This is a genomic window from Terracoccus sp. 273MFTsu3.1, from assembly GCF_000383675.1.
In the GTDB taxonomy this organism is placed as follows: domain Bacteria; phylum Actinomycetota; class Actinomycetes; order Actinomycetales; family Dermatophilaceae; genus Terrabacter.
In genome coordinates, this window is the sequence record NZ_KB911822.1 from 101,345 (window position 1) to 114,083 (window position 12,739).

The following is a 12,739-nucleotide window of genomic DNA, read 5'->3' on the forward strand; positions in this document are numbered from 1 at the left end:
ACCGTCGTCAGCCGTTCAGGCCTGCCTCGATGGCGGCGATGATGCGCGGACGCATGTCGTGGGCGTCGATGACGGCGTCGACCGAGCCGACCGAGACGGCGCGGTGGATGCTGTGGACCGCATCGAACTCCGACGCGACCTGGCCGAGCTTCTCGGCGCGGACCGAGCTGCGCAGCTCGGCGAGCTCGGTGGCCAGCCGCGCCCGCTCGACGCCGGTGGCCGACGCGAGCTGGCCCTCGAGCTCGGTGACGCGCGGGTCGGACGCCGTGCGGGCGTCGACGTCGCGCGAGAAGACGACGGCCGCGGCCGGCGCCCCGCCGAGCACCGACGCGAACGACCCCTCGATCGCGAGCACCGTCATGCGCGGGTTGAGCGTCTTGGAGAAGACGACGAACGCGCCGCCGTGGTAGCGGGAGACGACGGTGAAGACGATCGGGCCGTCGAAGTTGACGATGGCCCGTCCGATCTCGGCGCCGTACTCGAGCTGGAGGCTGCGCATCGACTCGGGTGAGCCGTCGAAGCCCGACAGGTTCGCCAGGACGACGACGGGGCGGTTGCCGCTCGCCGCGTTGATGGCGCGCGCCACCTTCTTGCTCGACCGCGGGAAGAGCGTGCCGGCCGTGTACGTGTCCGGGCCGTCGGTGGGCGGGAAGCCGCGGCGCGGCACCGACTTGGACTCGATGCCGATGAGGCACACGGGGATGCCACCGAGGTGGGCGTCCTGCACGACCGCGGTCTCGGCGTCGGCCATCCCGGCCCAGCGCTCGAGCGGCTCGTGGTCCTGGTCGCTGACGGCCCGCATGAGGGTGCGGATGTCGAACGGCTTCTTGCGGTCCGGGTTGGTGAGCGAGCTGAAGATGTCCCCGACCGTCTTGAAGCCGGAGTCGGCCAGCTCGTGCGGGTAGAGCGTCACGTCACGGTGCGACGGGTCGCTCGTCGTCACGCGGCGCGGACCGGACTCCCCCGGGCTGACGTAGGCGTGCTCGTAGTGCGCCATGAGGATGGCTCGGGCGCCGGCGAGGTCCTTGGCCCAGTACTGCGCCTGGCCGTTCGGGCCCATGACGCGGTCGTAGCCGCCGATGCCGAAGTTGTCCTCGGCCGAGACGCCTCCCGAGAAGTCGAGCGACTGCTTGCCGGTGAGGACCATGGCGCTGTCGGGCGTCATGACGAGGATGCCCTTGGTGTGCATGAGCATCGTCGCCTCGGCGTTCCAGTAGGGCTGGGCGCCGACGTTGATGCCGGCGACGACGATGTTGATCTCGCCGCCTGCCTGGGTGAACTCGATGATCCGCTTGAGGGCACGGGCGACCCAGTCCATGTTCTCGGTGCCGGAGTCCATCGAGATGCGGGCACCGGCGGAGAGGGAGTACCACTCGAGCGGCACCTGCATCCGCTCGGCGAGGTCGAGGGCCGCGATGACCCGGGCGCACTCGGCCTCGGCCACGGAGCCGAGCGACCGGAGCGGGTCGCCCGAGAGGACGACGCGGGTCACGCCCTCGGGGTGGCGGACCGTCGGCGAGCTGACGACGGCGACGATGATGCCGGCCTTGTTGAGGCCCTGCGGACGGTCGACGGGCACGAGCGCGCCCGAGTCGTCGAGGTCGTGCTCGACGACGGTGCCGCCGTCGCCTGCGATCATCGACTGGAGCTCGTAGGGGTAGACGAGACCACGGCGTCGGGCCCGGACGACCTTGGAGGCGTAGTCGTCGAGCGGCTTGAGCGGCTCGGTGGGCGGGGCGCCGAGCGAGCCGGTGACGCCCGAGCCGGGCTGGTAGAAGAAGCGGCCTGCGATCGGGGCCGGCGCCTCGCCGGGTGCCCCGGCGACCTGCGCCTGTACGAGGACCTCCTCGATGCCGGCGCCGGCGGTGACCGGGGCGATCTTGCTCTGGAGGGCCGTCAGCTGGCCGAGGTCGGCCTCGATGGTCGGCCAGATCTGGACCCACACGTGGTTCATGTCGAGCCGGGAGCCCTTGGTGCCGCGGCTCGCCCGGACCCGACGGATGGCCTCGAGGCAGTTGGCAATGGCCCGCTCGACGTGCGGCAGGCCGGTCACCTGACCGGACTCGTCCCGCACGACGACGATCTGACGCACCTGCGCGAGGGCGACGAGGCGGTGGTCGTCGGGGTTGTCCTTGGCGACGCACTCGTAGAGCAGGACGTCCTCGGGTGCCTCGAGCCGCGTCACGTCGAAGGACGTGAGACGCCACAGGTTGAGGCGGCGCCCGACCATCGGGTGGACGCCGCGGACGAGGCGGTCCTCGGCGAGCGTGCCGTCGACGGGGCGGAAGGTGAAGTAGCCGACGGGACGCCCCTGGCCGGCGCTCACGGCGACGGCGACCCGGCGTACGTCCTGGGCGAAGGGCAGCTGCTGGATCAGCGCGGCGAGCTGCTCGCTCGCGGCGTCGGGCGACTCGGGCTCCTGCGGCCAGCGCAGGTAGAGGTCGACGACCGACTGGAGGCCTGTGGCGCGCGACCACACGTCGTTGGAGACGGCCGCGTCGAGCAGGCTGCCCGGCACGAGCTCGTCGACCCCACCGATCGTCGACGTCAGGTGCGTCGGACGACCGTCGAGCGTGTAGTCGGCGACGGCGAAGGGCCGGTCACCCTCGGAGAAGGTGCGCAGGCCGTGCAGCTCGTGCTCGCGGTAGTGCCGCTTGATGAGCACCTCGAGCATCGGCTCGTGCTCGGGCAGCCGCTCCGGCGCCTCCTCGTGGAGACGCTCCGTGAGGAACCGGACGATCTGCTCGGGGATCGCGGCGAGCTCGTCGATGCGTGCCGTGTGGTCCGGCGCGTCTGGCTGGGCCGCGAGCGCCGCCAGCTTGTCGCGGACCCCGGAGAGGACGCTCTGGCGCTCCTCGTCGACGAGCGGCTGGTCGAACCAGCGGAAGCGGACGCTGCGGGCGAGGTCGCCGATGACGGGGAAGCGCAGCTGGGTCGCCACGACGAGCCGGTCGAGGGCGTCACGGGCCGCTGCGTCGAGGGGCGGTGCCGGGATCGGCTCGGCCAGCCACCGCTGGAGGATCGACGTCGCGAGCTGCACCTCGGGGGCAGATCGCTGCTGCGCGAGGAAGATGCGGAAGACCGCCTCCTCCAGGTCGGGGGTGCGCTCGAAGTCGGTGACGCCGTAGTGGCGCAGGACGCGGGCGAGCTTGTCGCGGAAGTCGGCCGAGAGGCCGGCCCGGTCGACGTCGAGGCTCTGGAGGTAGGAGTGGAAGTGCTCGCGCGGGCTGTGGACGAGCAGCTCGGTGTGGCGCTCCTCGGCGGCCGGGCGGTTGCGGCTCAGCTCGGCGAAGTCGGTGAGCAGGTCGAGGACCGCGATCTCCTCGGCGAGCGGGATCGTGCCCTCCGCGGCGAGCTCGTCGCGCGCCGAGAGGTAGCCGGTGAGCACCCTCCGGTCGCCGCTCGGGTCGCCGTCGAAGCCGAGCACGCTGGCGGAGAGGTCCTCGATGCCGCGGTCGACGCGCTCGCGCACGCTCGCCTGCCCGGCGTTCGAGTCGGGCAGGTCGAGGTCGACGGTCTCGGTGGCCGCGGCCTCGGCGACCTCGGCCTCGTCGCCGGTGGGCTCGAGCCGGACGAGCGGTGCGCCGGTCTCGACCTGGCTGCCGACGGAGACGAGCAGCTCGCGCACCCGGGCGGCGAAGGGAGCCGGGAGGACCGTCTCCATCTTCATCGACTCGAGGACGAGCACCGGGGCGCCGGCCGCGACCTCGTCGCCCACGGCCGCGGGGGTCGCGACGACGAGCGCGGGCGCGGGCGAGCGCACGACGCCGCCCTCGTCGCGCGACACGCGGTGGGTCACGCCGTCGACCTCGACGAGGTGGACGGGGCCGTGGGTGGCGGTGACGAGGCGGTGCGCGCGACCCTCGACGACGATGCGGCCGGCATACTCGTCGATGCGGTCGAGCGTCGCGTCGACGACGTGCTCGTCGCCGCCGTTGGTGATGGAGACGCGGTAGCGGTGCGACGCGGTGCGCAGCACCATGACCTTGTATGCCGTGCCGCGGAGCTTGAGGTCGATGGCGCGGCCGACCGTGTGCTGCACCTGCGGGCGTCCGCCGCGGGCCGACTCGAGCAGGCGGGCCCGCTCGATGGCCTCGGCGTCCTCGTAGGCCTCGATGCCGGCGGCGACGAGCGCGACGCCGGAGTGGCGGTGCGAGACGAGGCGACCCTCGGCGCGGACCCGGTCGATCCAGCCGGTGTCGGCCGAGCCGTCGATGATCTCGGGCTGCTCGAGCAGGTCGAGGATGAAGCTCTTGTTCGTCGAGCCGCCGTCGATGACGACGGTGGTCTCGGCCATCGCACGGCGCAGGCGGGCGAGGGCCTCGTCGCGGTCGCGGCCGTGGGCGATGATCTTGGCGATCATCGAGTCGAAGTCGGCTGGGATCGAGTCGCCTTCTCCCACCCCGGTGTCCACGCGGATGCCGGGACCGGCGGGGAAGTTCAGCAGGCTGATGCGGCCGGGTGACGGGGCGAAGTCGCGGTCGGGGTCCTCGGCGTTGAGGCGGGCCTCGACGGCATGGCCCCGCTGGGTGGGCCGACCGCCGGGGAGGTCGTCGAGTCGCCCGCCGTTCGCGACGTGGATCTGGAGCTTGACGAGGTCGGTGTCGGTGACGACCTCGGTGATGGGGTGCTCGACCTGGAGGCGGGTGTTGACCTCGAGGAAGGCGAAGAACCGCTCGCCCGGGTGGTAGAGGAACTCGACGGTCCCGGCGCCGGCGTAGCCGACGGCGATGGCGAGCCGTTCGGCGCTCGCGCGGACCTCGTCCTCCTGCTCGGGGCGCAGGACGGGAGAGGCGGACTCCTCGATGACCTTCTGGTTGCGGCGCTGAACCGAGCAGTCGCGCACGCCCACGGCCCACGCGCTGCCCTGGCCGTCGGCGATGACCTGCACCTCGATGTGGCGGGCGCCGGTCACGAGCTTCTCGAGGAAGACGACACCCGAGCCGAACGCGCGCTGCGCCTCGTCGCGGGTGCGCTCGTAGGCGTCGGTGAGGTCGGCGTCCGAGTCGACGCGGCGGATGCCGCGGCCGCCACCGCCGGCGGTCGCCTTGAGCATGAGCGGATAGCCGATGCGCGCGGCCGCTGCCTTCGCGTCCTCGAGGGTGTCGACGCCGCCCCGGCTCCACGGGGCGACGGGGACGCCCACCTCCTCGGCGATGAGCTTGCTGCCGATCTTGTCGCCGAGCTTGCGCATGGCATCGGGGCTCGGGCCGATGAAGGTGACGCCGATGCGCCCGCACAGCTCGGCGAAGGCGGGGTCCTCGGCGACGAAGCCCCAGCCGACCCAGGCCGCGTCGGCCTTCGTCTCGCGCAGGGCGCGCTCGAGGACGGCGTGGTCGAGGTAGGGCCGCGCCGAGGCCGGCCCGAGGTCGTAGGCGTGGTCGCTCTCGCGCACGAACATGGCCCGCCGCTCACCCTCGGTGTGCAGCGCGATCGTCTCGATGCGGTGGCCGTCGCGACCGGCAGCGGCGTTGAGGTCCCGCACCGCGTGGATGAGCCGCATGGCGGCCTCGCCGCGGTTCACGATGGCGATGCGCGAGATCATCGGTGCTCCTTCAGACGGGGGTGGTGTCGCACCCTGCAGCCTTCCACGCCACCCCGGTGACCGGCGAGTAGACAGGCCAGCCGTTCACCCGTGGACGGCCGGCCGGCGCGCTACCGTCGGCTCGTGGTGGGGACCTCGGCCGTCGGCGCGTTCGCTGCGCGGCTCCGCGCCCTGCGCGAGGCCAGGTCGTTGACGCAGGAGGAGCTGTCGGAGCGATCCGGCCTCAGCGTCAAGGCGATCGGCGCCCTCGAGCGCGGCGAGCGACGCCGTCCGCACCCGCACACGGTCCGGGCACTGGCCGACGCCCTCCTCCTCGGCGACGCGGAACGCGCTGCCCTCGTGGCAGCGGTGCCGTCCCGGGGCGGGCCGGCAGCAGCGGCTGGCGCCTTCGCGGGGTCGGGACTGGCGCCGATCTTCGGCCGCGACGAGGACCTGACGCGTGTCGCAGACCTCCTGACCGTGCACGGCGCCCGGTTCCTCACGCTCACCGGCCCGGGCGGCGTCGGGAAGACGCGCCTCGCGACGGAGGTGGCGGCGAGGGTTCGCGACGCCTTTCCCGGCGGCGTACGCCTGCTCGACCTCGCGGCCGTGCGTGAGCCGGACGAGGTGCTGCCACAGGTCGCGGCGGCGCTCGGGGTGGTCGAGGAACCGACCGGGACGGTGCACCTCGTGGAGCGGGTCGCTGGGCACCTCGCCGGTCGTCGGGTGCTGCTCGTCCTCGACAACCTCGAGCAGGTCGTCGCGTGCGGGCCCCGCCTGGCCGACCTGCTCGGGCACGCGCCGGGGCTCACGGTGCTCGCCACGAGTCGCGCACCGCTGCGGGTGCGCGCCGAGCAGGTGGTGCCGGTGGTGCCGCTCGCCCTGCCCGGCCTCGATGACGGGGCCGCAGACCTGACTGCGCTCGCTGCTTCTCCCGCGGTCGCGATGTTCCTGGACCGCGCCTCGGCGGTCGGCGGTCAGGTGCCCGACGGCGCAGCCGGAGCCGCGACACTCGCCGCCATCACCCGACGCCTCGACGGACTCCCGCTGGCCATCGAGCTGGCCGCCGCTGCCGCGCGCGTCCTGCCGCCCGACGCGCTGCTGGCGCGGCTCGAGGCCGGCACCACCGACGTGGGCGTTGCAGGCCCGCGCGACCTGCCCGTGCGGCAGCGCAGCATGACGGCCGTGCTCGACGGCAGCGTCGGCCTGCTGGAGCCCGAGCAGCGCGACCTGTTCCTGCGCGCAGCGGTGTTCTCCGGCGGCTTCTCGCTCGACTGGCTCACCGCCGTGGAGGCCCTGGTGGAGCCACCCCCGACGGTCCACGCAGACGACGTGGTGCCACGCGTCGCCGCCCTCGTCGATCAGGCGCTCGTGCTGCCGGCGCCCTCGCCGGACGGCGTTCCCCGCTTCCGCCTCCTCGAGCCGGTGCGGCAGTACGCGATCACCGAGGCGCACGCTGCGGGTCTCGCGCTGCCGGCGGCCGACGCGCACGCCGTGCATGCCCGCCAGGTGGCGGTGGACGCGCACCGGCGACTGTGGTCCGCCGGTATCGGACCGGTGCTCGACCGCGTCGAGGCCGAGCGCGGCAACCTCAGGTCGGGACTGCTCCGGCTCCTCGAGCTCGGCCGCGTGCCAGAGGCCGCCGACCTCGCCGGCGGCCTCTGGCCGTACTTCGCGATGCGCGGGCGCGTGCGAGAGGGGCTCGAGTGGCTCGAACGGGTCGAAGGCACCGGCACCCCGATGTCCGTGGCCCGCGTGGCTGTCGGCCGCATGGGGCTCATGCTCGTCGTCGGCGAGGTCGGTGCGCTCCGGATGCTCGGCGACGTGGCGATCCGGTTGTCCGAGCGCGCCGGCGACGCCCTCCTCCTGGTGGAGGCGGTCCTGCTCAGTGGGCTCGGTGCGATCTTCGCCGGCGACCTGTCCGCGGGGGAGCGCCTCCTGGCCCTGGCCGAGGCGCGGGCGGAGGACGTGGGCACCCAGGAGCCTCGCGAGGGCGACGCGCGGCTGTGGGCGCGGCTGCAGGTGCAGCTGGGGCGCGGACAGGCGCTCCTGCTCGCGGGCGACGCCGAGGTCGCGACGCGACAGCTCGAGGAGGCGGTCGTGGCGGCGAGGGCGCTCGGCAACGAGTTCGGCCTCGCCACCTCGCTCAACACTCTCGCGACGGCCCGCCAGGTCGCCGGGGACGACGCCACCGCAGCGGCTCTCCTCGGCGAGTCCCTCGCCGTGTCGTTCCCCCTACGGCTCGGATGGACGCTCGGCTACGCCGTTCCCGAGCTCGCCGGGGTGGCGGGGCGGTCGGGTCGACCCACGTCCGCGGCCTACCTCTTCGGCGCGGCAGCGACACTCGGTGACACGACCGCGGTGGACCCGCACTACCCGCCCTCGCGCCTCGGTGCCGAGTCCGGACTGGCCGTCGCCCGGACGCAGCTGGAGTCCGATGCGTTCACCGCCGCGTGGGACGCGGGTCGGACGGCAACGCAGGAGGAGGTGGCCCGTTTCGCGGCCGGCGTCGTCGCCGACATCGCCTCCCCGGGCAGCGCGGACCTCAGCCTTCGCGGACGCGGCTGACGAAGCGTCGGTACTGCCGGGCGCCGAGGGTGCGCACGAGGACACGGGCCGGCAGCGGCAGCTTCGCGAGCATCGCCCGACGCTCGTCGGGCGAGCACTCCTCGAGCAGTGCACCGAAGAGCAGCGGGAGCTGTGAGCGGGTCATCGCCTCCATCCCGTGCTGCCCGAGGCTGTCCCACTCGGCGACGGTGACGTAGCGCGCGCACAGCGGCAGGATCTCGCGCTCCTCGAGGTCGAGGTGCTCGGCGAGGTCGGCGGCGAAACGGTCGAGGACGTCGGCCAGCTCGGCACCGCGCTCTCGGGTCGGTGCGGCCTCCCAGAGGGGCAGCAGGTGCGCGACACGCTCGAGGTGGTCCTCGATCCCGTGGTGCTGGGCCTGCATCGTCTCGACGAGACCGGTGGAGGGCGCTGCCCGTTCGAGCAACGCCGGCCAGAGCACGGCGTCCTCACCGGTGTGGTGCATCTCGAGCCCGGCCAGCACGAGGCGCAGCACCTCGGCAAGGGTCCTGGCCCGCGCGACGTCGCCGTCGGCGACCTCGCGGACGAGTCCCGGCAGCAGGCGCGTCTCGCGACGGAAGGCGCGGTGGATGATGACCATCTCGTGGACCCACGGACGGTCGGAGGTCGGGGTGGTGCTGAAGGTCGCGGTGCTCACGGTGGTGCCTTTCGACAAGGACGAGTGGACCCCTCCAGCGTCGGCCGACGAAGCGCGTGGTCCCAGCCACAGCGGGCCCACGCCACCCCCACAGTCCCGCCACGGTGGGGCGTCAGCTCAGCTCGGCCACGACGGCACGCACCATGCGGCGCCCGTGCTCGGCCATGCGCGGGAAGGTGTGCCGGTAGTAGTCGATGCCGGTGAGCGACGGCGCGAGCGCCCAGCCGCACGCCCGGAGCCAGGTGGCGTCGTCGGGACAGACGAACTCGCGGTAGAGCGCTCGTGCGTCGCCCGTGAAGGTCCACAGGGCGGCGGCGACATCGGGCGCCGGGTCGCCGACACCGAGCGCGCCCCAGTCGATGACGCCGGCCAGACGGCCGTCGTCGACGACGAGGTTGCCGGGCTGGAGGTCGCCGTGGAACCAGACCGGGTCGCCGCCCCAGTCCGGCGCGGCGACGCAGGTGTCCCAGGCCCGCTCGGCGGCAGCGAGGTCGAGGCCGTCGTCGTGGCCGCGGAGGCGGTCGAGGCCCGCGCGGGCCGAGGCGTCGACGTGGGAGAGCGGGGTGCCGCGCGATCCCGCCGGCTTGGTGGGCCCGCCCGTGGCGTCGGCCTCACGCAGCCGAAGGGCGAAGGCCGCGAGGTCGCGGGCGAGCGGGACGTCGTCGGAACCGAGGCGGGGCGGGGTCGTGCCGTCGACCCAGGGGACGACCGACCACGCCCACGGGTAGTCGTCGGACGGGCGTCCGAGGTGGACGGGGACCGGCACGCTGACGGGCAGCTGCGGTGAGAGCCGAGGGAGCCACCGGGCATCGGAGTCCGCCTGCTGCGCGGCCCACTCGACCTTGGGCATCCGGACGACGAGGGAGTCGCCGAGCCGGAAGAGGACGTTGTCGGTGCCCTCGACGTCGTCGGGGAGGGCCGTCACGGGCAGCCCTGCCCACTGCGGGCACTGCTCGGCGACCAGCCGCCCGACCAGCTCGGTGGTCGCGCGGATCTCGTCCTCGTGCATCGGCATCCCGGCACGCTAGGCCGCGAGCCGCGTCGCCGGCGACTGCTTTTGGAGCTCGCTGGAGATGCGCCGCCGCCTCGGGGGTGCACCGTGCCGTCAGAGGTGCGCGCTGCAGCGCGCACTCCTGCGACCGACGCGTATTGCTACGTCGACGGCGTACCTCCGGTGTCGCGGGCAGAGTACGTTTCCCCTCACCGGCGCAGGGGAGCGCCACGGACGACAGGGGCAGCGCATGGACGACACCGTGACGAGCGAGGCGCAGAGCGGGACACCCGACCGGTTCGGGCAGCCGGGTCAGCGCGGCCCGGACTCACCGCTGGCGGTGGAGCGCCCCCTCGGGCGGCCGGTGAGCGTGGGCCTCGTGCTCCTGCTCGTCGTCGCCAACACCATCGGCTGGCTGTGGTTCGTGAACCACCAGGACGAGCAGCTCCAGATGCTCCAGTCGCAGGTGGACACGGTGGACGTGTCCGCGCCGCCCGTCGAGCCCGACCCGACCCTGTGCTGGCTCGTCGGCGCGGAGGCTCGGGCCGCCGGTCACGCCAAGGAGCTCGTGAGCGAGGTGACCACGTCGGGCACCGTCGACACCTGCATCGAGAACGTGATCCGCGGCGCCAACGGCTATGGCCGATGACCGGGTGCGAGGCGCTGATACCGACTGACACCGGGGGCCGATAGCGTTCTCGCCCGTGACCACGATCGACGACGTCAGGCAGGCCGTCCGCACCGCGTCCGAGGTGTCGCTCGACGTCGTCCTCGGGCCGATGAAGTCGGGCAAGAGCCTCGCGCTGATCTCGCTGCTGTCTCCGCTGCAGTTCACGCGCGTGCGGCACCGCGTCTACCAGTCGGAGCGGCACGTCCGTGACAGCGGCGTCACGTCCCGCAGCGGTGGCGAGCTCGCGACGACGAAGGTCAGCAGCCTGCACGAGGCCCTCGACGAGCAGCTCGATGTCGTGGCCGTCGACGAGGTCCACATGTTCGACCTCGGCGACGTCGAGGTCGTCGACCAGCTGCTCCGTCGCGGCACCCGTGTCGTCGTCGCGGGCATCGACCTCGACCACCGCGGCGAGCTCTTCGCCCCGGTCCGGGCGCTGCTCGAGCTCGGGCCCGACACCGTGACCTACCGCCGTGCCGTGTGCGACCAGTGCCGCGACTTCAGCGCCACGCACACGCAGGTCCTACGCTCGGGTGAGCCCTTCCTCGACAGCCTCGGCGGCTCCGAGGCGCTGCCCGACGACGGCACCTTCACCTACGAGGCCCGCTGCCGCTCCTGTTTCGTCCGGCCCGCGTCGACCTGAGCCCGCCGCACCCGGGCTCCTGTCCGGCTCTGTCGCCGCGCGCACAGACACCCCTTCCCCGAACGGTCATCCTCGGGTCGAGGACGCAACGTCCTCGCTCTCGCAGAGGGAGACCGAGATGGGAACCACGACCGCACGCCGTCACCGGACCGGAACCACCCACGGCCCGAGGTGGCTGACCGTCGTGGTCGCGATGGCGCTGGCACCAGCCCTCGCGGGCTGCCCGTCCGGCTCCGCCGGTGCCGGTGACGGCGCCGTGACGACCGCGACCGTGCGAGCGACCTCGACCGTGCGAGCGACCCCGACCCTCGAGCCCGAGCGTGACGTCGCCGTCGGCGACCGGCACTTCAAGGCGCGGTGCGCCGGCAGCGGTCCGTCGGTCGTCCTCGTGGCCGACTACGGACGGGCCATGGACGACGCGTGGGGCACGATCCCGCAGACCCTCGCGACGCGCGGCCGTGTCTGCGTCTACGACCGGCTCGGGGTCGGGCGGAGCGACTCGGTGCCCGACCGCCAGACCTTCGCGAGCCTCGCCGGCGACCTCGACGGTGTCATCTCGGGTCTCGGGCTGACGCGGCCCGTCGTCGTCCTGGGCGACTCCCTGGGGGCTCCGATCGCTCTGACGTGGACGAGCCGGCACGCGTCCGATGCCAAGGCCGTCGTCCTCCTCGACCCCGTCCCGCCGGGCTACTTCGGACCCACCGGTGCCCTGCTCCGGCTCCTGCCGCCGAAGGACCCGGGCGACCCGGAGCTGGGCGGCCTGTGGGCCGACCTCGACCGCTTCAACACGGTCGCGACGAACAGGGAGAGCCTCGACCCGGCCTCGTGGACGGCCTACGAACGGCTGCCGATGACGTCCACCCCGCTCTACGACCTGGTCCGGGCACAGGTGCAGCCGTGGCCGGCGGCGGTCGACGCCGACGCGATCGACGGTGTCTGGAGGCAGTACCAGCGGCGGGTGCTCGCGCTCTCGTCGCAGGCCGAGCTCCGGATCGTGCCGAAGCCCGACGACTGGCCGACGATGATCAGGAGCGCGCTCGAGCGCGCGCTGCAGTCATGACCGAGGACCGCCCGGCCCCACCACCCAGGCGCCGGCGTCGCCGCTGACCACGAGGTCGGCTCGCTGCCACGGTCGGTCGTCGGCGAGGAAGGGCTCCTCGGCCGTCATCCACTCATCCCAGAACCGCTCGGCCTCTGCTCGCGTGCGACCGAGCTCGACGTCGCGCCGGAGCCCGCGCTCGCGCGCCTCGTCGCGGTCGGCCTGCACCCAGACGACGACGTCGGCGTGGGTGGCCAGCGACGCGCGGCCGGCGCCGACCCCCTCGAGGACGAGCACGCGTACGCCCTCGGGGACGGTCACCGAGCCCTCGCGCCCCTGCGCGACCCAGCCCGGGGGGCGGTGGTCGACGGCCTCGCCGCGCCGCCACGGCCCGATGACGTGCTCGACGGCGAGGTCGTCCCACGCGATCGCGTCGTGGTGCCAGGCGAGGTCGTCGGTGTGGACGACCGCACCGCCGAGGAGCGTTGCCGCTCGTTCGGCGAAGGTCGTCTTGCCCGACCCGGACCGGCCGTCGACGAGAAGCACGCCCCGCCCGCCGCTGAGCAGGCCGGTCAGCAGCCGGGCGAGGTCAGCGTCGTCGACGGGCCGCCACGGCCCCGCCTCGGTCTCCTCGGGGTGCAGTCGCATG

Annotated in this window: 8 protein-coding genes; 4 read left to right on the forward strand and 4 right to left on the reverse strand. The window is 73.6% G+C overall.

Annotation, left to right across the window (positions count from 1 at the left end; all coding sequences use genetic code 11):
• Positions 1–7: 7 nt before the first annotated feature.
• A complete protein-coding gene (locus tag H283_RS0110755) occupies positions 8–5,545 on the reverse strand; it encodes a carboxyl transferase domain-containing protein (RefSeq protein WP_020143527.1) in 5,538 nt (1,845 codons plus the stop codon).
• 123 nt (positions 5,546–5,668) lie between these two features.
• On the opposite strand from H283_RS0110755, the gene H283_RS24760 reads away from it, so the two are divergent.
• Positions 5,669–8,092, forward strand: a complete 2,424-nt coding sequence (locus H283_RS24760; protein ID WP_196805966.1) for a helix-turn-helix domain-containing protein — start codon at positions 5,669–5,671, stop codon at positions 8,090–8,092.
• Here H283_RS24760 and H283_RS0110765 read toward each other — a convergent pair.
• Both H283_RS0110765 and H283_RS0110770 read right to left on the reverse strand, forming a co-directional pair.
• Positions 8,070–8,747, reverse strand: a complete 678-nt coding sequence (locus H283_RS0110765; RefSeq protein ID WP_020143529.1) for a hemerythrin domain-containing protein — start codon at positions 8,745–8,747, stop codon at positions 8,070–8,072. The genes H283_RS24760 and H283_RS0110765 overlap by 23 nt on opposite strands.
• Before the next feature lie 112 nt (positions 8,748–8,859).
• Positions 8,860–9,762, reverse strand: a complete 903-nt coding sequence (locus H283_RS0110770) for an aminoglycoside phosphotransferase family protein (RefSeq protein ID WP_020143530.1) — start codon at positions 9,760–9,762, stop codon at positions 8,860–8,862.
• Positions 9,763–9,988: 226 nt separating this feature from the next.
• Between H283_RS0110770 and H283_RS0110775 the strand changes: the two genes are divergently transcribed.
• The 3 genes from H283_RS0110775 (at position 9,989) to H283_RS26630 (ending at position 12,111) form a co-directional block, all read left to right on the forward strand.
• Positions 9,989–10,387: a hypothetical protein gene (locus tag H283_RS0110775; RefSeq protein ID WP_020143531.1), complete on the forward strand. Its 399-nt coding sequence runs from the start codon at positions 9,989–9,991 to the stop codon at positions 10,385–10,387.
• A gap of 55 nt (positions 10,388–10,442) precedes the next feature.
• Positions 10,443–11,051 carry a hypothetical protein gene (locus H283_RS0110780; RefSeq protein WP_020143532.1) on the forward strand — a complete coding sequence of 203 codons (609 nt, stop codon included), beginning with the start codon at positions 10,443–10,445 and terminating at the stop codon, positions 11,049–11,051.
• 118 nt (positions 11,052–11,169) lie between these two features.
• Positions 11,170–12,111, forward strand: a complete 942-nt coding sequence (locus H283_RS26630) for an alpha/beta hydrolase (protein WP_020143533.1) — start codon at positions 11,170–11,172, stop codon at positions 12,109–12,111.
• Here H283_RS26630 and H283_RS0110790 read toward each other — a convergent pair.
• Positions 12,106–12,738, reverse strand: coding sequence for a uridine kinase (locus H283_RS0110790; protein WP_020143534.1), 633 nt, complete (start codon positions 12,736–12,738; stop codon positions 12,106–12,108). The two genes, H283_RS26630 and H283_RS0110790, sit on opposite strands and share 6 nt — an antisense overlap.
• Between the last annotated feature and the right edge of the window lies 1 nt (position 12,739).

Bases quoted from the DNA above. Each gene is read 5' to 3' on its own strand.
- H283_RS0110755 (WP_020143527.1), bottom strand. From the start codon at position 5,545: ATGATCTCGCGCATCGCCATCGTGAACCGCGGCGAGGCCGCCATGCGG.
- H283_RS0110775 (WP_020143531.1), top strand. From the start codon at position 9,989: ATGGACGACACCGTGACGAGCGAGGCGCAGAGCGGGACACCCGACCGG.
- H283_RS0110770 (WP_020143530.1), bottom strand. From the start codon at position 9,762: ATGCCGATGCACGAGGACGAGATCCGCGCGACCACCGAGCTGGTCGGG.
- H283_RS0110790 (WP_020143534.1), bottom strand. From the start codon at position 12,738: ATGCGACTGCACCCCGAGGAGACCGAGGCGGGGCCGTGGCGGCCCGTC.
- H283_RS26630 (WP_020143533.1), top strand. From the start codon at position 11,170: ATGGGAACCACGACCGCACGCCGTCACCGGACCGGAACCACCCACGGC.